The organism is Plantactinospora sp. WMMC1484, from assembly GCF_049315195.1.
Lineage (GTDB): Bacteria > Actinomycetota > Actinomycetes > Mycobacteriales > Micromonosporaceae > Plantactinospora.
Genome location: NZ_CP186055.1, coordinates 5,404,617 through 5,423,325 on the forward strand (window position 1 = coordinate 5,404,617; position 18,709 = coordinate 5,423,325).

At 72.5% G+C, this 18,709-nt stretch carries 15 protein-coding genes; 4 read left to right on the forward strand and 11 right to left on the reverse strand.

All coding sequences use genetic code 11. The features are described from left to right. Positions 1-95: 95 nt before the first annotated feature. The 10 genes from ACN28C_RS23510 to ACN28C_RS23555 all read right to left on the reverse strand — a co-directional run bounded on the left by ACN28C_RS23510 (position 96) and on the right by ACN28C_RS23555 (position 11,836). Complete coding sequence (locus ACN28C_RS23510) at positions 96-905, reverse strand: class I SAM-dependent methyltransferase (RefSeq protein WP_422769689.1); 810 nt, start codon at positions 903-905, stop codon at positions 96-98. Positions 906-1,040: 135 nt separating this feature from the next. Next, a complete protein-coding gene (locus ACN28C_RS23515) occupies positions 1,041-1,934 on the reverse strand; it encodes an ABC transporter ATP-binding protein (RefSeq protein WP_422769690.1) in 894 nt (297 codons plus the stop codon). After that, the gene (locus ACN28C_RS23520; RefSeq protein WP_422769691.1) at positions 1,934-2,728 is read right to left on the reverse strand and encodes an ABC transporter ATP-binding protein; all 795 of its coding nucleotides are present in this window, start codon (positions 2,726-2,728) and stop codon (positions 1,934-1,936) included. The genes ACN28C_RS23515 and ACN28C_RS23520 overlap by 1 nt, the downstream gene beginning before the upstream one ends. Beyond that, entirely contained in the window at positions 2,725-3,816 is a 1,092-nt protein-coding gene (locus ACN28C_RS23525) for a branched-chain amino acid ABC transporter permease (RefSeq protein WP_422769692.1), read from the reverse strand. Before ACN28C_RS23525 ends, ACN28C_RS23520 begins: the two co-directional genes overlap by 4 nt. After that, positions 3,813-4,730 (reverse strand): branched-chain amino acid ABC transporter permease, encoded by a 918-nt coding sequence (locus ACN28C_RS23530; RefSeq protein ID WP_422769693.1) that lies wholly within the window; start codon positions 4,728-4,730, stop codon positions 3,813-3,815. Before ACN28C_RS23530 ends, ACN28C_RS23525 begins: the two co-directional genes overlap by 4 nt. After that, entirely contained in the window at positions 4,727-5,926 is a 1,200-nt protein-coding gene (locus tag ACN28C_RS23535; protein ID WP_422769694.1) for an ABC transporter substrate-binding protein, read from the reverse strand. The genes ACN28C_RS23530 and ACN28C_RS23535 overlap by 4 nt, the downstream gene beginning before the upstream one ends. A gap of 98 nt (positions 5,927-6,024) precedes the next feature. Next, positions 6,025-6,402, reverse strand: a complete 378-nt coding sequence (locus ACN28C_RS23540) for a roadblock/LC7 domain-containing protein (protein ID WP_318396450.1) — start codon at positions 6,400-6,402, stop codon at positions 6,025-6,027. Positions 6,403-6,422: 20 nt separating this feature from the next. Then, positions 6,423-8,954 carry a nitrate- and nitrite sensing domain-containing protein gene (locus tag ACN28C_RS23545; RefSeq protein ID WP_422769695.1) on the reverse strand — a complete coding sequence of 844 codons (2,532 nt, stop codon included), beginning with the start codon at positions 8,952-8,954 and terminating at the stop codon, positions 6,423-6,425. Positions 8,955-9,247: 293 nt separating this feature from the next. Beyond that, on the reverse strand, positions 9,248-9,889 hold the full coding sequence (locus tag ACN28C_RS23550) for a helix-turn-helix transcriptional regulator (protein ID WP_422769696.1): 642 nt from the start codon (positions 9,887-9,889) through the stop codon (positions 9,248-9,250). Positions 9,890-10,543: 654 nt separating this feature from the next. Then, on the reverse strand, positions 10,544-11,836 hold the full coding sequence (locus ACN28C_RS23555; protein ID WP_422769697.1) for a cytochrome P450: 1,293 nt from the start codon (positions 11,834-11,836) through the stop codon (positions 10,544-10,546). A gap of 759 nt (positions 11,837-12,595) precedes the next feature. On the opposite strand from ACN28C_RS23555, the gene ACN28C_RS23560 reads away from it, so the two are divergent. The 3 genes from ACN28C_RS23560 (at position 12,596) to ACN28C_RS23570 (ending at position 17,063) form a co-directional block, all read left to right on the forward strand. Then, positions 12,596-13,681: a zinc-dependent alcohol dehydrogenase family protein gene (locus tag ACN28C_RS23560; RefSeq protein WP_422769698.1), complete on the forward strand. Its 1,086-nt coding sequence runs from the start codon at positions 12,596-12,598 to the stop codon at positions 13,679-13,681. A 178-nt stretch (positions 13,682-13,859) separates the two neighbouring features. Then, the gene (locus ACN28C_RS23565) at positions 13,860-15,518 is read left to right on the forward strand and encodes an FAD-dependent oxidoreductase (protein ID WP_422769699.1); all 1,659 of its coding nucleotides are present in this window, start codon (positions 13,860-13,862) and stop codon (positions 15,516-15,518) included. A 90-nt stretch (positions 15,519-15,608) separates the two neighbouring features. Further along, on the forward strand, positions 15,609-17,063 hold the full coding sequence (locus ACN28C_RS23570; protein WP_422769700.1) for an ATP-binding protein: 1,455 nt from the start codon (positions 15,609-15,611) through the stop codon (positions 17,061-17,063). A gap of 136 nt (positions 17,064-17,199) precedes the next feature. Here ACN28C_RS23570 and ACN28C_RS23575 read toward each other — a convergent pair whose 3' ends face one another. Beyond that, positions 17,200-17,781 (reverse strand): sigma-70 family RNA polymerase sigma factor, encoded by a 582-nt coding sequence (locus ACN28C_RS23575; RefSeq protein WP_422769701.1) that lies wholly within the window; start codon positions 17,779-17,781, stop codon positions 17,200-17,202. A gap of 142 nt (positions 17,782-17,923) precedes the next feature. Between ACN28C_RS23575 and ACN28C_RS23580 the strand changes: the two genes are divergently transcribed. Further along, the gene (locus ACN28C_RS23580) at positions 17,924-18,682 is read left to right on the forward strand and encodes a zf-HC2 domain-containing protein (protein ID WP_422769702.1); all 759 of its coding nucleotides are present in this window, start codon (positions 17,924-17,926) and stop codon (positions 18,680-18,682) included. Positions 18,683-18,709: the final 27 nt, after the last annotated feature.

Here is an 18,709-nt window from a genome sequence, read left to right on the forward strand (position 1 = left end):
CAGCCGGTGCCGGGTCCTGCGGGCTGCCGCCGGGGAGGGAGGCGGCCGCCGTGGGGCCCCGACCCGCGTACCGGCCGGTGTGGAGATGGTTCAGTTCACCGCGCCCCGCCCGGTCGCCGACCCCTGGTCGAGACGAACTGGTACGACAGCGAGGCGAAGGCGGGGTCCTTGGCGAGTTCCCGGAACCCCTGCAACTGATCCGGGGAGAGTCCGGTCGCGAGCAGCCGGGGCTCCAGCTGACGCGAGTTCGTCTCGTGCAGCGACGCCCCGGTCGACCCGCCCGACCAGCTCTGCGAGTGGGTGATGGTGTCCACGTCGGTCAATCCGGCCAGCACCATCTCGGTGTGCACGTCCTGCGCCCAGGCCAGGTCGGCACCGCGGTCCTGGAGGATGCCGAGGGTCGCCTCCATCACCTCCTGGAAGAGCTTTGCCGCGTCGTCGGTCGGCGCCGCCAGCACCCGCAGCCCGGCGGTGCAGTCGAACTCCTCGACCACCAGCCAGCCGCCCGGGGCGAGCGCACCGATCAACTCCGCCAGCACCCGCCGCCGCTCCGGCAGGTGCAGCAGGACCAACCGGGCGTGGATGACGTCGAACGGACCACCCTCCGGGGCACCGGTCCGGACGTCGTGCTGGCGGACGACGAGATTCTCCGCCGGGTCCAGCCGGGAGGGCTCGATGTCGGTCGCGATGACCAGGCCGGTGGGTCCGACGACCCGGGCCATGTGCCGGGCGATCGACCCGCCGCCGGCACCCAGCTCCCAACACGTCGCGCCGGGTGACAGGACCGGAGCGAGCCGGTCCGCCGTTATCGGGTCGAGGAAGGCCTCCAGCGCCCGCATCTGCGCCTCGGCTTCCGGTGAGCGGTTGTCGAACGCGTAGCTGCTCTTGACAGGGGTGGCAGTCACGATCGGTTACCTCCTTGTAGTGATCAGTGACGACGATCCGGCCAGGCGTCATCGCGCGTCGGCACCGGGAAAAGGCGGGGGTACCGGTGCGGACACGGAGTCAGCGATGCGACGGACGTCGGGATCCGACGGGCGTCAGGGTGCGGAAGGGGATGTGGTTGCGGCCGAGGTGCTCTCTGCCGAGGAGTCGGAATCGGTACGGATCACGCCGCCCGGGCCTCCCGTTGGCCCGGAGCGGGCGGAGTCGGGCCCGGTCGGGGCCGTCGGCTCCTGCCCGGACGGGACCGGTCCGGTCCGGTCCGGGATGGCCGCGCCCGCCACACTGAGTACCGCCTCCACCGGGGCGGGGTCGGCGCGCACGGCAGCCGTCGAGTCCGCGAAGACCAGACGGCCGTAGTCCAGCACCGCGATCCGGTCGGCGACCTCGATCGCGTGCTGAAGCTGCTGTTCGACAAGGAGGATGCACAACCCGGCCCCGGCGAGCCGGCGCACGAGCTCACGGACCCGGGCCGCGAGGTCCGGGGCGAGCCCCTCCCCCGGCTCGTCGAGGAGGAGCACCCGGGGTTGGGTGAGCAGCGCCCGGGCGATCGCCAGCATCTGCTGTTCACCACCGGAGAGCTGGTCACCCCGATGGTCGAGCCGCACGGTCAGCCGGGGCAACAGCTCCAGCACCCCGTCGACCGTCCAGGTCGGACCGGCTCGCGCCCGGCCGCGGCGGCGGACGGCGGCCGCCAGCGCGAGGTGTTCGGCGACGGTGAGCCGGGGAAACACCCGGCGCCCCTGTGGCACCAGTCCGACGCCGGCCCGCGCCACCCGGTGCGCCGGCCGGCCGGTCAGGTCGGCCCCGTCCACCGAGACGGCGCCCCGGTACGGCCGCATCAGTCCGGAGACGGTGTGCACCAGCGTGCTCTTGCCGGCACCGTTGCGGCCGACGAGCGCCTGCACCGTACCGGCCGGCACGTCGAGGTCGATGCCGTGCAGCACGGTGCCGCCGTCGTACCCGGCGAAGAGGTCGCGGATCCGCAGCATCAGCGCACCGCCTCGGCGTACGCCCGGCGGACGGCGGGGGCGTTGCGGATCTCGTCCGGCCCGCCGCTGGCGACGAGCCGGCCGTCGTGCAGCACAGTGACCGTGTCGGCGAGCGAGTACACCAGGTCCAACCGATGCTCCACCAGCAGCACCGACACCTCCCGGGGCAGTTCCGCAAGCAGTTCGGCCAGCCGGTGCACCTCGACACCGGAGAGCCCGGCCGCCGGCTCGTCGAGCAGCAGCAGCCGGGGGCGGCCGGCGAGCGCCATCGCGATCTCCAGCTGCCGCCGCTCGCCGTGCGACAGGTGCGCGGCCGTGGTCGGCGCCACGCCGGCCAGGCCGACCCGGTCGAGCAGCGCCGCCGCCGGCTCCCGCAGCCGGCGTCGGAACCGTCCCCGGGTCCCGACCCCACGGAACCCGCCGGCCTGCCGCCAGCCCGCGACCACCACGTTCTCCAGTGCGGTCAGCGACGGCCACACAGCCGGACGCTGGTGGATCCGGCCGATCCCGATCCGGGCCCGGCTGGCCGGGCCGAGCCGGGTGATGTCCCGGCCGGCGAAGTCGATCCGCCCGCCGTCGGCCCGGATCGCCCCGCCGATCAGGTCGAGCAGGGTGGTCTTGCCGGCGCCGTTCGGGCCGATCAGGGCGTGCCGCTCGCCGTCGGCGATCCGCAGGTCCACCCTGTTCACCGCGACCAGCGAGCCGTAGCGGCGGACCACCGCCTCGGCGGTCAACAGCGGCTCGGCGGTCAACAGCGGCTCGTCCGGCCGGCGTGCCGGAGATCCCGCCGTCATGGCGCCTCACCGCCGGTCGGCGCGCGGCCCGGGGCGCCGGCCGGCACCGGGCCGCGCGGGTCGCCCCGGGACGGGCGGCCCTGGATTCCCGTCCCGGGGCGATCCCCCGGCCCGGTCCGGCCCCGCGAGCGGGTTCTGACCAGGTTGGCGAGCTCGGTCGAGAAACCGGCCACGCCCCGGGGGAAGAGATAGGCGGTCAGCACGAAGAGGCCGCCGAGCAGCAGTGGCGCGTACCCGGGCAGCAGGCCGGAGAGCCAGTCCCGGACGGCGATCACCAGGGCGGTGCCGACGATCGCGCCGCCGATCGAGGTGGCACCGCCGATCACCACGCCGAGCAGCAGCAAGGCGGAGACGTCGAAGCCGAAGTCGGCAGGTGAGACGTACTGCTGGGCGGTGATCAGCAGCGCGCCGGCCACCCCCGCCACCGCCCCGGCGGCGACGAACGTCACCGCGAGGTAGCCGGTGACGCGGTGCCCGGAGGCCCGCATCCGCGCCTCGTCGTCCCGGCTCCCCCGGAGCAGCAGCCCCGCCGGCGTACGCAGCACCATCACCATGGCCGCTATCACCACCCCGACCACGACCAACGTGTACAGATAGCGTGCCCGGTCGCTGGCCAACGGGGCCATGCCCCAGACGGGCCGGATCGCCGGGATTCCGGCGAGCCCGTCGGTCCCTCCGGTGACCGAACTCCACCGACTGGCGGCGGTCACCGTCAGTTCACCGATGGCCAGGGTAATCATCAGGACGACCACGCCTCGGGCGTACACCACCAGCGGCACGGTGAGCAGCGCGAAGAGGGCCCCGGCCAGCGCACCAGCGAGCACCTGCAGCACGCCGACCGGCGCGACGTGCATCGCGACCAGGGCACCGGCGTAGGCGCCGGCGGCGTACGGCCCGGTCTGGCCGAGCGTGGGCAGCCCGGCCAGACCGGTCAGCAGTGCCACGCTCACCCCGACCAGCCCCAGCACCAGCGTGCGGGCGAGCAGTGACGTCGTGTAGGGGTCCGTCGACCAGGGCACCGCGACCGCCACGGCGAGCAGCCCGGCCCCGCCGGCCCGGAGCAGCCAACGCCGGGCGGCGGGCGTCACACCGTACTCCCGGGTCGGAGCCGGACCCACCGGCCGGGCAGCCCCCGGGCCCGGACGGCGAGCACCACGGCCATCGCCGCGAAGAGCAGGAACGGCGCGGCCGTCGGCGCCAGCGCGACGCCGAGGCTCTGGATCTCACCGACCGCGAGGGCGGCCAGCAGGGTCCCCTGGACCGAGCCGAGACCACCCAGCACCACCACGACCAACGAGAGCAGCAGCACGGTGTCACCGGTGGTCGGCGCCGGACCGATGATCGGTGCGCCGAGCACCCCGGCGGCGCCGGCCAGGGCGCCGGCCGCGCCGAGCACCCCGAGCCGGATCCGGGCCGGATTCACCCCGAGGCACGCCACCATCTCGGCGTCGTCGACCGCCGCCCGGACCAGCATGCCGGCCCGGGTCCGGGCCACCACCAGCCAGAGCAGCACCGCGATCAGGGCCGCCAGCCCGATGAAGACCAGCCGGTACGCCGCGTAGCGGTAGCCGGCCACCTCCACCGGGCGGTCCAGTGCGGCCGGGATCCGCACCGGAAGGCTGTCCGGCCCGAACGCGGTCACCAGCAGGGCCCCTCCGGCGAGCGCGACCCCGAAGGTGAGCAGCGCCTGGGTCAGGTGGTCCCGCCGGGCGACCGGGGCGAGCAGGCCCGCGAGCAGGCCTCCCGCACCGGCCGCCGCCAGCGTCCCCACGCCGAGGGCGAGCAGCAGGCTGCCCCAGCCACCGTCCATCAGCGCGGCGGCCAGGTACGCGCCGATCGCGTACAGCAGCCCGTGCGCCAGGTTGAGGATGTTGGCCACCCCGAAGCAGAGCACCAACCCGGAGGCCGCGACGAAGAGCAGCAACCCGTAGGCGACTCCGTCCAGAGCGGGGATCACGTACGGGTCGACCGGGCCGAGGACCGATGCCGCAGAGACCATCATCCGCCCACGGTCGCCAGATCACCGACGACGGTGTTGGAGAGGGCGCGCCCGTCCTGCCGGACCTGCCGCAGATACCACTTCTGCACGGGCGAGTGGGTCTCCTTCGAGAACTGCCAGGTGCCGCGCGGGCTGTCGATCTGGCCGAGCCCGGCGAGCGCGTTGTTGATCTCCTCCGGCGTGGGGTTGTCACCGGCCGCGCCGATCGCCTTGTCCAGTACCGCCGCCGCGTCGTAGGAGGCCATCGCGTAGGTGGTCGGGGAACCGTCGTGGTCCTCCTTCCAGGCCGCCACGAAGGAGCGGTTCTCGGCGTTGTCGAGGTCGGGCGAGTAGTTGAGGACGGAGTAGATGTTCCGGGCCGCCTCGCCCTGGGCATTGAGCACGCCGCCCTCGGTGAGGAAGCCGGCCGCGTAGAGCGGCAGGTCCTTGATCTCCGACTGGGCGTACTGCTTGACGAAGTCGACGGCGGCGTTGCCGGCGTAGAAGGTGTAGACCGCCGCGGCGCCGGAGGCCTCGATCTGCGCGAAGTACGGCAGGAAGTTGGTGGTCGCCGGGAACGGCGTCCAGAGCGTCTTGCCGTCCGCGTTGGCGAGCTTGCCGCCGATCTTGGTGAAGGTGTCGGTGAAGCCACGCAACTGGTCGTGGCCGCCCTGGTAGTCCGGGCCGATCGCGAAGACCTCGCCCTTGACGTTGTCCCGGACGTACTCGGCGATCGCCGCGCCGGTCTCGTCGGAGAGGTAGGAGGTGAACCAGGACCGGGAGATGTCCTTCAGCCCGGGGTTGCCGTTGGAACCGACGAACGGGATCTTCGCCTCGGCCAGCACCGGCGCGACCCCCGCCACCGAGCCGCCGCCGACGATGCCGGTGAGCACCTGCACCCGGTCCTGTTTGATCAGTTTCGTCGCCGCCGGTACGGCGGTCTGCGCCCCGTTGCCCTCGTCGGCGACGACCAGGTCGACCTTGTGCCCGCCGAGCTTGCCGTCGTGCATCCGCAGGTAGAGCTCGAAACCGTCGCGCATCTCGGTGCCGACCGCCTCGTACGTCCCGGAGAGCGAGGCGAGCAGGCCGATCTTTATCGTGCCCGGCGTGCCGCCCGCGCCGTCGCCGCTGTTGCAGGCGCTGCCGGCCACGGTCAGCCCGAGGGCCAGCACTGCGCCGAGCAGGGCGCGACGCCGGCTCGTACCGGTGGGAAAAGGCATGACTTCTCCAGTCGAAGGGTGAGGAAGGTTGTGGGGAAGATGTGCGGAAGGTGTGTGACGGCACGACGGGCCGGACGCGGCGCCGGGTGCCACGACCGTCAGCGGCCCTGTGCCACCGCGGCGCGGGCCGCCGGCGTCAGTACGTCTCCAATCCGGTTCGCCAGTTCCGTCATCTCGTAGGAGACCTTGCCGACATCACAGGTGGGGGCGGCGAGCACCAGCAGCGAGGCACCGTCGTTGAACGCCATCGAGAACATGAACCCGCCCTCGAGCTGGGTGACGTTGGAGATCACCGCACCCGCCTCGAAGAATCCCGCCGCGCCCCGCAGCAGGCTGACCAGGCCGCTGCCGGTGGCGGCGAGTTGGTCGGCCCGGTCCGGTGGCAGGTTCCGGGTGGAGGCCACCATCAGGCCGTCGCTGGAGATGGCGATCGCATGGCTGACCTCCGGGGCCCGCTCGACGAAGCTGTCCAACATCCAGCCGAGATCTCGTTGGTTCACGTAGCACTCCCTGTCGCGTCGCTTGTCGCCGAGACGTTCACGAGCTTGGGACGGCGGGCAGCCACGCCGCGGGCGTAGGCGGCCATCGCGTTGGCCACCTCGGCCGGGTCGCGGTGCTCCGAGACCGGCTGCTGTTCCGGTGGTGGGGTGACGCTGCCGGGCACCAGGTGCCGCTGCGGCTGGCGGATCGGGAGCCCGGACGTCGTGGTCCCGACGACGTCCGGGTTGACCAGCCCGGTGGCGGCCCGCCAACCCTCGTCCCCCCGGGTCTGCCAGCCCGTGGCCGGGTAACCGCCCGCACCGCCGGAGCCGTCGGTCCGACCGGACGGCACGGTCGGAGCCGGAGCGACCGTCGCCGGTGCACCTCCGCCGCCGTTGCCCGTCGGCGCCGCGACCCGGGCACCGACCCGGTCGGTGCGGAACCAGTTGTTGACCTGCTCGAAGATGACAAGTTCCTGGGTCGGGTCGTCGCCCCGGTCCATCCGCTGGGCCGGTGGCCGGAAGACCGACCCGGCGGGCAGGGCCCGCTCCGTCGCGGGCCGGCGGGCCGGGCCGTTCGCGACGGCGGTCGCGCCGGCCAGCGTGGCGGTGCCGCGCGCCCGGCCCTCCGGCATCGCCGCCAGTCGTCCGGGTGCCAGCAGTTGGGTCTCCGGCGGTACGGCCCGGATCAGCGAGGCGGGCAGCGACACCTCCGCGATGGTGCCGAGCTTGGGTCCCGGACGCAGCTCGACCGCCACGCCGAGCCGGCCGGCGAGCTGGCCGACCACGACCAAACCCATCGCCCGGACCGCCGCGACGTCGGTGGCCGGCGGCCGGGCCAGCAGGTCGTTGAGCTGGGCGAGCCGCTGCAGCGACAGGCCGACGCCCTCGTCGCTGACCTGCACGATCACCCGGTCACCGAGGCTGCGCGCGGTCACCCACGCCTCGGTCTCCGGCGGCGAGTACGCGGTCGCGTTGTCCATCAGCTCGGCGAGCAGGTGCACCACCTCGTCGACCTTGTCGGCGGCGACCGCCACGTCCGGGTCGACGACGCCGATCCGGACCCGGGTGTAGTGCTCGATCTGCGACAGTGCCGCCTGGACGACCTTCTGCATGGGCACGTCCTCGTGGCGTACCCGCCCGACGCCCACACCGCCGAGCACGAGGAGGCTGGCGTTGATCCGCCCCATCCGGGTCGCCAGGCTGTCCAGGGTGTAGAGCTGTTGCAGCCGCTCCGGGTCGGTCTCGTCCTGCTCGACCTTGTCCACCTGGGCCAGCACCGCGTCCACCAGCCGCTGCTCGCGCCGGCTGAGGTGGACGAAGATGTCGGCCGTGTTGGCCCGCATCACGGCCTGCTCGGCGGCGGTGCGTACGGCCGCCTGGTGTACCGCGCTGAACGCCTGACCCACCTCGCCGATCTCGTCACCGGCGGACGCCTCCAGTGTGGAGGCGGAGGCCCGGGCGAGGGCCTCCGGATGGATGCCGGCGCTGTCGAGGTTGCGCAACTCGGCGACCATCGCCGGCAGTTCGGTGAAGGCGACGGAGTGCGCCGCGTCCCGTAGCCGCCGCAGCCGCCGGGTGATCTGCCGGGCGACCGCCCAGGTCACCAGCACGGTGAGCAGCAGCGCGACCGCCATCGCCGCGCCCTCGGCAATGGCCCGCCAGCGCTGCTCGACCCGGGCCGCGTCCACCTCGGCCAGGACGGCCGCGTCGACCCGCTGCTGCACCTCGAAGAGCCGGGCGGCCCAGCCCTGGGTGGCGCCGATCCAGGCGTTGGTGTCGACCTCCAGCGGGGCGCCGATGTCGGCCCGGGAGACCTGGTCCTGGAGGCGTTGCAGGGCGAGCGCCTCCTTGCCGCTGCCCGCCTGCTCCCACCACACCTGCCACTGGGACGGGGCGAGACCGAGGAAGGCCAGGCTGGCTTCGGTGAAGCCGGTCCGGGCGGCGGTGATGTCCTGCTGCATCGCCGGGGTGAGTTCACCGGTGGCGATCGACCGGAGCACCGCGACCTGTTGCTGGCCGAGTGCCTCCGCGGTCTTGGAGAGCGCGGCGGCGGCCCGGATCCCGTCGGCGACGTCGGCCGAGACTACCCCCTGGGAGATCGCCTCCCGGTACGCCAGCAGGTCGGCGATGATGATCCGGTAGCTGAACGTGGTGGCCGAGACGGCCGCGTGCGCGGCGGTACGGACCTGGGTGCGCAGCGGCGCGAGGCCCGAGAGCGCGCTGTCGATCCGGGCCAGTACCGCGCCCGGCCCGCTGGCCGGCTCGGGAGCGAGCGCACGTTGCCGCTGGTAGCGGGCGACGATCTCGTCGGTCTCGGCGGCCTGCCGGACGTAGGTGTCCTGCTGCCGGGACGTGGCGGCGGTCAGCAGGTCGGCGGCGGCCGCCCGCTCCCGCTGGAGCTGGTAGGCCAGGCGGCCCGCCTCGGCGCCCAGTTGCGTCAGCGCACCGAGGTCGCTGGCCTGCTCGGCCTGCTGCGCGCTGTCGGCCAGTGCCAGCCCCGCGAACCCGACGACCGCCACCAGGGGTGCGGCCACGATGATGCGCATCCGAGAGGCGATCTTCCAACCGCGTCGCCGTACGGGCTGGGGCCGGGCCGCGTGGGATCGGGTGGTCGAGGCCAAAACTGACTCCCACGGCTCGTCATCGAGGAAATGCATCTTGCAGTTGGCAAGTCCCATTGCGCCGGACCGGAGGGACTGACAACAGGGTTAACCGTGGTACAAACAGCTCGTACCACCATCTGTACCCGGAGTTGAACAGGCAGTTACTTTCGCAGGTGGCGACGCCTGTGCGGCCGGATCTGCGGCGCGCATCCGGACTCGTACTCCTGTTTCGCGACTCAGTGTCGGCGACGCAGCGCGCCGACCCGACCCCGCCGGTGCGCCTCCGCGAACGGTCGGCGGGGCTCGCCGGCCGGCAGGTGGGACTCGGCCGCCGGGTCCCGGAGCCCGTCCGCCGGCTGCGGGCCGTCCGGTGGACGGTGGCCGCCGCGTCGCTGCACCTCCACCGCGAGGCGGTCGGCCTCCTCGGTGAGCCGCTGCGCCTCCTCGGGCCGTCGTTCGGACTCGCCCGGGAAGTGCACCCGCAACATCTGGTCGATGAGGCCGCGCAGCTCGTCGATCGCGTCCACGACGGACTGCCGCTCACCCATCGCCGGATCCGGATCGACTCGCTCTGACGACCCGGCGTCGGCACCCCGGGGCCCACGCCGCCCGTCGGCGGCGATCTGCTCGACGGCAACCTTCGGCCAGAGCGCGGTCAACAGCCCTCCGGTGCCGAGCACGTCGTCGCAGCGCACGGCGAGTTCCTGGCTGCCGTACCGGCGCCCCGCCTCCACCGCCGCCACCGTCTCCCGGCTGAACCGCACCCGGTCGGCGAGGGCGCGCTGGGTCAGCCCTCTGCGGGTGCGCCAGCGGCGCAGTTCGCGCTGGAACTCCCGGGTGGCCATCGAGTCTGCGGTGCCTGACGACGCAGCGTCCATTTGCTCACCTTCGTTGGTCAGCGATCGTTGGTCGGCGATGCGATCACTCGCACCAGACCACGGGGCCGGAAAGGATCATGACCCCGGCATTTGCCGGGGCCAATTCTTACCCTCCAGCTCCACGGTGTGAAGACGTACGCGCCACCCGTCGTTGTCGGCAGGTGAAAAACAAACCACGCCGACCTACTTGACGGTACGGAAATGATCTACGAGGCACCCCTGGCGCCACCGGCTGCCCGAATTCACCCCTTCCGCCGTGAAAGGCGAATGGCGACACTCCGCAATCACCGACCGGCGGCCGGACCGTCCGCGCGACGATCCACCAGACGATCCAGATGACGACGCCCATCGATGTGCAGTCCACGATTGGCCGCCCGCCCGCCGGGTCGCTCCGGGCCGCTCCACCGATGGACCGGAGCCGGCGTACTGCCTGGACCGGGACCGGAGTACTGCGTGGACCGGGGCCGGCATACTGCCTGGACCGGTACCGGAGTACTGCGTGGACCGGGGCCGGCGTACTGCGTGGACCGGGACCGGGTACCGGATCCGGCCGGGCCGGCGTACCGGATCGGTGCCGGCCCTTTCGCGCCGGCACCGACCACGGCGACGCGGAACCACCGCGGGCAGATTGCTCGGCGGCGGCGAATCCCCCGACTATGCGGCGCGTCCGCTAAGCCCTTCGGGTGGATCATCGTACCGTTCCCTCGGCGCGCCGGTGATATCGACGAGCGCGGGGAGCGCCTCGTGCGCCCGGAACGCGACATTGGGCTTGTAGACACTTACGTGGTCCGGCGCCAGACGGAGCCCGGGAATTGCCTCGGCCAGGCGCTGGAGCGCGATCTGGGCCTCGAGCCGGGCGAGTGCCGCCCCGATACAGAAATGTGGGCCGTAACCGAAGGAGAGGTGGTCCTTGGCGTCGTCACGCTCCGGATCGAACCGGTCGGGAGCGGAGAACGCGGCCGGGTCGCGGTTGGCGGCGCCGATCAGCAGCAGGCACCGCTGCCCGGCCGGGATGGTGACGCCGCCGATCGTCACCGGCCGCAGTGTCACCCGCAGCCAGCCGTCGATGGCCGGGCCGAACCGCAGCGCCTCCTCGAGGAACGCCGGTACGACCGTCGGATCCTCGGCGACGCGCCGCCACCGCCCCGGCACCGACAGCGCCTGCTCCAAGCCGTGCGCGAGCAGCCCGGCCGTGGTCTCGTGCCCGGCGACCAGCAGGTTGAACGCCATGCTGGCCACCTCGGCGACGGTGAGCACCTCGTCGTCACCGTCCCGATAGCGCAGGGCCCGGGAGACGAAGTCGTCGCCGGCCAGGTCACCCTCGGCCCGCCGGGCCACCAGGTCCTGGCAGTAGTGCCAGAAGTCGAGCAGTCCCTGGGCCAGCCGGACCTGCTCGGACGGCTCGGGTCGGCCCCAGACCAGCGCGATCTGGCCGTCGGCCCACTGCCGGATCCGGGCCACGTCCCGCTCCGGCACGCCGAGGATGTCCAACACGACGAGCAGAGGCAGCAGGGCGGTGAACTCCGGGATCAGGTCGACCACCTCGCCCCGGCGGACGACGAGGGCCTCGACCAGCCCGTCGACCCGGCGCCGCACGATCGGCCCGTACTGGGCGGCGACCCGGGGGCCGGTGTTGGCGAAGGTGGCCCGCAGCGCCCGCCGGGTGCGGGTGTGCACCGGGGAATCGGCCGCGGCCGTGGTCGGCGGCACGTCGAGCCGCATCACGATGGCGAGCGCCTCCGGGCACATCTCGTAGACCGGCGCCAGCGTCAACGCGTTGCCGAAACTGTCCGCGTCCCCGAACGCCTGCCGCACGTGGTCGTGCCGGCTGATCAGCCACATGCCGAGGTCCTCGGCGTAGTGCACGCCGTCGGGACGGGCGAGAAGTTCTCGCCACACCCTGGCCGGGTCCGTGAGATACGTACCAGTGAACGGGCTGAGTTCCATGGCCGCCTCCTGGCCCACTCGCGCGCTGTCGTCGAGTCCGGGGCAATACTCCGCCACACCGCGAATGAGTCGCCCCGCAACTTCCAACGACAACTGGGAATCTCACGATGCGCTGTGACGGACGGCTAAGTCAAGGTATTGGTTTGTGCCATTGTATTGCGGTGCCACCCCGGGGCCCTCGACCTCCGCAGACCGACCACCGGACCACGGATGCAAGTTGCGACCTGCAGTTGCCCCTGCATGGGCCGGCAGCCCGAGATCATCTCACCTCGCCACGACGGATTCCGTCCACCCCGCCGACCACGTTCCGCGACATCCCGCTCCGGGGCCGACGGCAGCACTCCGGAGAGGAGCGGAGGATTGCGGCTACATTAGCCCACCTGAGCGATGGTTTGGGTAGATCATCGCCAATATTAATCAGCATCGTAGGTGCGTGTTCGACGCTCGGGGGAAACGCGCGCGTTCCGGTGTGGTCACCCCGCGTCCACCCGACCGCCCGGCACGGTCGAACCGCCTCCGACCCTCGACAGATGTCGATCAACCGACCGATGTGTAATCCACTCACCTCGACGCCCCGTCAGGGGCCCGCTCACCGCCCGGGCATCTTCGCCCGCACCTCGAGGTCGGCAAACGAGGCCCGCGCCGAGTCCCAGGAGTACGCCGCCGCCTGACGTGTAAGGAAGGGCCCCCGCATATCGTTTTCTGTTGTAGCGGGGGCCCTTCCTTACACCCTCGGCGGGGCGTGTGAGGATGATCGCCATGCGGGCGGTGATCTTCGACGAGTTCGGTGGCCGACCGGAGCTGCGGAGCGTGCCCGATCCGGTGCCGAGCCCGACAGGGGCGGTGATCGAGGTCGTCTCGACCGGTCTCTGCCGCAGCGACTGGCACGGCTGGCAGGGACACGATCCGGATATCCGGCTGCCTCACGTGCCCGGCCACGAGTTCGCCGGAGTGGTGGCGGCGGTCGGACCGGCCGTGCAGGGCTGGCACCCCGGCGACCGGGTCACCGTCCCGTTCGTCTGCGCCTGCGGCGCCTGCCCGGCCTGCCTCGGCGGCAACCAGCAGGTCTGCGAGCGGCAGACGCAGCCCGGCTTCACCCACTGGGGCTCGTACGCGGAACTCGTCGCGGTCGAGCACGCGGACGTGAACCTGGTCCGGCTCCCCGAGGAGCTGAGCTTCGCCGGCGCCGCCGCGCTCGGCTGCCGCTTCGGCACCGCCTTCCGGGCGGTCGTCGCGCAGGGCCGGCTGACCGCCGGGGAGTGGCTGGCGGTACACGGCTGCGGCGGCGTCGGACTCTCCGCGGTGATGATCGGAGTGGCCTGCGGTGCCCGGGTGGTCGCCGTCGACGTCAGCCCGGCCGCGTTGGACCTGGCCCACCGGTTCGGCGCCGCCGCCTGCCTGGACGCCGGCACGCTCGCCGGACCGGGTGCGGCGGTCGCCGAACCGAGCACGGTGGCCGGCGCGGTCCGTGAACTGACCGGCGGCGGCGCGCACCTGTCGCTCGACGCGCTGGGCAGCGCGCCGACCTGTGTCGCGTCGATCGAGAGCCTGCGGCGGCGGGGCCGGCACGTGCAGGTCGGGCTGCTGCCCGCCGCGAACGGCCACCCGGCGCTGCCGATGGAGCGGGTCATCGCGTACGAGTTGGAGTTGCGCGGCAGCCACGGGATGGCCGCGCACGCGTACCCGGAACTGCTGGCGCTGGTCGGCGCGGGGGTGCTCCGCCCGGCGGAGCTGGTCACCCAGACGCTGGGGCTGGCCGAGGCGCCCGGGGCGCTTGCGACGCTGGACCGGCCGCCGGTCGGCGGTATCCGGCTGATCCGGCCGGATACCGCCGACCAGGACTGACCGTCGGACCCGACCAGGACTGACCGTCGGACCCCCCCGGCAAGGACTGACCGTCGGACCCGGCAAGGACTGACCGTCGAACTCCGACCGGGACCGATCGCCGGACCCGGTCGGAGTCTGGCGGGCCGCCACCGGTCGGGGTTCGTCAAGGCAGGTTCCGGATGCTTTCATTGGTGCCATGGCGAACCCGGTGATCTTGACGGTCGACGACGACCCTGCGGTGTCGCGTGCGGTGGCCCGGGACGTGCGGCGGCGCTACGGCGACCGCTACCGGGTGGTCCGCGCGACGTCCGGGGCGGAGGCGCTCGACGCGCTGCGGGAGATCAAGCTTCGCGGCGACCGGGTCGCGGTGCTGCTGGCCGACTACCGGATGCCGCAGATGAACGGCATCGAGTTCCTCGAAGCGGCGATGGACCTCTTTCCGACCGCCCGCCGGGTGCTGCTCACCGCCTATGCGGACACCAACGCGGCGATCGACGCGATCAACGTCGTCGACCTCGACCACTACCTGCTCAAGCCCTGGCACCCGCCGGAGGAGAAGCTCTATCCGGTGCTGGACGGTCTGCTGGAGGCGTGGACCGCGACCCCGGAGACACCGGAGAACGAGGTCCGGGTGGTCGGGCACCGCTGGTCGGCGCCCTCGTTCGCCTGCCGCGACTTTCTCGCCCGCAACCTCGTGCCGTACCGCTGGCTGCTCGCCGACGAGCCCGAGGGCAGGCGGCTGCTGGCCGCGGCCGGAGCCGACCCGGCCGACGTGCCGGTGGTGATCACGCCGGACGGCACCACGCTGGTACGCCCCTCCGAGGCCGAGTTGGCAACCCGGGTCGGGCTCGCCACCACGCCGGCCGCCGACTTCTACGACCTGGTGGTGGTCGGTGCCGGTCCGGCCGGCCTCGGCGCGGCCGTCTACGGCGCCTCGGAAGGACTGCGCACGGTGCTGGTCGAGCGGCAGGCGACCGGCGGCCAGGCGGGGCAGAGCAGCCGGATCGAGAACTACCTCGGCTTCCCGGACGGCGTCTCGGGGGCACAGCTCGCCGACCGGGCGCGCCGGCAGGCCCTGAAGTTCGGCGCCGAGCTGCTGACCGCCCGGGACGTGGTCGGCCTGGAGGCGGCCGGCGCGACCCGGCTGCTCCGGTTCAGCGACGGCAGCTCCATCGCCGCCCACACGGTCGTGCTGGCCACCGGGGTCTCGTACCGGCAGCTCGGCGCGCCCGGCCTGGCGGAGCTGACCGGTCGGGGGGTCTTCTACGGTTCGGCGTCGACGGAGGCACCGAACTGCGCCGGGCAGGAGGTCTACATCGTCGGCGGCGCCAACTCGGCGGGACAGGCGGCGGTGTACTTCGCCCGGCACGCCCGCCGGGTGCACCTACTGGTGCGCGGCGCCGACCTGCACCAGTCGATGTCGCACTACCTGATCGAGCAGATCGAGCGGATCGACACCATCGAGGTGCATCCACACTCCGAGGTGGTGGGCGGGGAGGGGACGGACCACCTCGAACAGCTCACCATCTGCGACAACCGGGCCGGCCAGCGGCGCACGGTGAAGGCGTCCTGGCTCTTCGTCTTCATCGGCGCGGAGCCGCGGACGGACTGGCTCGGCGACGTGGTGGCCCGAGACGCCCGGGGCTACGTGCTGACCGGCCTGGACCTGGCCAGCGACGGTCGGCGGCCGGCGGGCTGGTCGCTGCCGCGCGACCCGTATCCGCTGGAGTCGAGCCTGCCGGGGGTCTTCGCGGCCGGGGACGTCCGGGCCGACTCGATAAAGCGGGTCGCCTCGGCCGTCGGTGAGGGCGCGATGGTGGTCTCCCTGGCCCACCAGTACCTCGCGGCGCAGTGACCGTCCCCGCAGGCAACGGTCCTGGCATAAAAGTGCTCGGCAGGCGTTATGCAGGTGTGGGAACCGTAGCGACACGGGTCGGGTGACGAGATGACCGTTTCGGGCGAGCGGCTGGCGATCGAGGAGCTGCGGACGCTCTTCCTCTTCGAGTCGCTGGACGAGGAAAAGCTCGGATACATCCACGAGCACGGCCGGGTGCAGCGGCTGCCGGCCGGAGCCGACATCTTCGTCGAGGGCGAGGAGGCGAACTGCTTCTACGTCCTGCTCGACGGCACCGTCTCGCTGACCCGACTGGTGCAGGGCGACCGGGTCGAGATCAGCCGCACGGCCCAGCGGGGCGCGTACGGCGGCGCGACCCAGTCGTACCTGAACGAGCAGCGGGTGCAGACGTACCTGAACGGGATGCGGGCGATCAGCGACGTCACGCTTCTGGTACTGCCGGCCGAGGTGATCAGCACCGCGATGCGCCGCTGGTTCCCGATGGCGATGCACCTGCTCGACGGGCTCTTCCTCGGCATGCGCACCACGCAGACGGTGGTCGGCGAACGGGAGCGGCTGCTCGCCCTCGGGTCGCTGTCGGCCGGGCTGACCCACGAGCTGAACAATCCGGCCGCCGCGGCCGTCCGGGCCACCTCGGTGCTCCGCGACCGGGTCGCCGGGATGCGGCACAAGCTGGCCATGATCGCCGACGGGCGGCTGGACGGGGCCAAGCTGCAGCGCCTGGTCGAGCTCCAGGAGGCCGCCGTCAAGCAGGCGGCGTCGGCGCCCGCCCTCACCCCGCTGGAGACCAGTGACGCCGAGGACGCCCTGTCGGACTGGCTGGACGAGCACGACATCACCGGCAGTTGGGACCTCGCCCCGACGCTGACGGCCGGCGGAATCGACGTCGCCTGGTTGGAGCAGGTCACCCCGGCGGTACGGCCGGAGGACCTGGAGCCGGCGATCCGCTGGCTGACCTACACCGTCGAGACCGAGCTGCTGCTCGGCGAGATCGACGACGCACTGGGCCGGATCACCGGGCTGGTCGGGGCGGCGAAGCAGTACTCGCAGCTGGACCGGGCGCCGCACCGGACGGTCGACGTGCACGACCTGCTCGACGCCACGCTGGCGATGTTCAACACCAAGATCAGGTCCGGCGTACGGGTGGTGAAGGAGTACGACCGCGGCCTGCCGCCGATCCCGGTCTACGCGGCCGAGCTCAACCAGGTCTGGACCAACCTGATCGACAACGCGCTCTACGCGATCGGCGAGGAGGGCGTGCTGACCGTACGCACCGGGCGCGACGCCGATTCGATCACGGTCGATATCGTGGACACCGGGCCCGGTATCCCGGCCGAGGTGCGGTCCCGGATCTTCGAACCCTTCTTCACCACCAAGCCGATCGGCGACGGCACGGGGTTGGGGCTCGACATCTCGTACCGGATCGTGGTGAACAAGCACCACGGGGACATCCGCGTCGATTCCGAGCCGGGACACACCGTCATCCGTGTCTGCCTGCCGATCCCCGACCCGGATGCCGTGCCGGAGGCGGGTGTCGCCGCCTGATCCCGGCTGGTGGTTCTGATCCCGGATGTCGTTGATCGATCTCGGACGTTGCTGATCGATCGCGTGAGGTTGGCGCGGATCCGGCGCGTGGCCGGCGCGGATCCGGCGCGTGGCCGCGACACCTGGGTCAGCTGGGTCAGCTGGTGGAGCGGAGCCGTCGTCCGGAGCCGTCGGCCCGCATCGCCTCGACAAGATCTTCGCGGGCCCGCGCCACCCGGGACCGGATGGTGCCGACCGGGCAGCCGCAGACCTCGGCGGCCTCGCTGTAGCTCAGCCCGGCCACCTGGGTGGCGACGAAGGCCTCCCGGCGGTCCGCCGGCAGGTCCGCCAGGAGCCGGGTCAGCTCCACCTCGCCCTCGAAGCCGGTGCTCGTCCGGGAGAGTTCGGTGTCGGCGGCCAGTTGCCAGTCCGGCAACGAGGCGATCCGGGGCCGTCTCATCGCCGTGCGAATGTGGTCCACGCATGCCCGCCTGGCGATTGCCAGCAGCCAGGTCTTCGCGGCCGACCTGGCCGCGAAACGGGGCAGTGCCCGCATCGCCCGCAGGTAGGTCTCCTGGGCCAGGTCCTCCGCCTCACCGGCGCCGACCAGGTGGGCGACGAAACGGTGCACGTCGTGCTGGGTCGCCTGGATGAAGGCCACCGCCGCGGCACGGTCGCCGGCCTTGGCTGCCAGCGCCAGCTTGGTGATGTCGTCGTTTTCGACGCCAGGGGGAGGCATGCCTCAAAGCTACCCGTACCAGCACCTACCTCGAATACCCCCGGTGGGCATCCAATCGCGGTACAGCTTGCCGGACCGGCTCCCGACCGGCGAAGTGGGCCCCGGTGGGAACCAGGATCGCCCGGGGCCCGACTATGAGGTTGTGGGGTGTGAAGAGTATCGAGAAGCGCTGTCGGCCCGGCTGGACGGAGAGGCACATCCGGCCGAGCGGGCCGGCGTGGACCGCCATCTCGCCGTATGCGCCGACTGTCGGAGCTGGTTGGAGAGCGCGACGGCGCTGAACCGACTGGCCCGCACCAGCCTGGTGACGCCACCGATGGAGATCGACGACCGGATCCTCGCGGCCGCCCCCGGGCCCGGCCGGGCCCGGCTGGCCGGTACGCTGCGGATCGCGCTCGGTGTGGTCGGCGTCGCCCAGTTCCTGCTTGGCGCGGCCCAGATCGCCGGGATCGGCTCCGCGACCCACGTACACGGTCTCGAGGTCGTGCTCGGCGGCGGGCCCGACCACCTCTGGCACGAGTCGGCCGCCTGGAACGTCGCACTGGGGGCCGGCTTCACCTGGATCGCGCTGCGCCGGACCCGGCCGCTGGGACTGGTCCCCACGCTGACCGCATTCGTCGCGGTGCTGACCCTGCTCTCCGTCAACGACGTGATCGCCGGCCGGGTCGACCCGGCCCGGATCTTCAGTCACGGGCTGATCCTGGCCGGCTACGTGATCATTCTCGGTCTGTCCCGTCCGGCCCTCGAACCCGGCGATCCGCCGACCCGGCACGGGCAGCGGACCGGGTCGGGGTGGCGGGCCAGGTTCGACGAGGAGCCGCCGGCCGCGCCGCCGCGCCTCCGGCTGGTGCGAGGCCAGCCCGGCACCGCACACGCCCGCACCCATCACCGGGCCGCCTGACCGTGCGTCTGTCGGTTCGTACCCGCT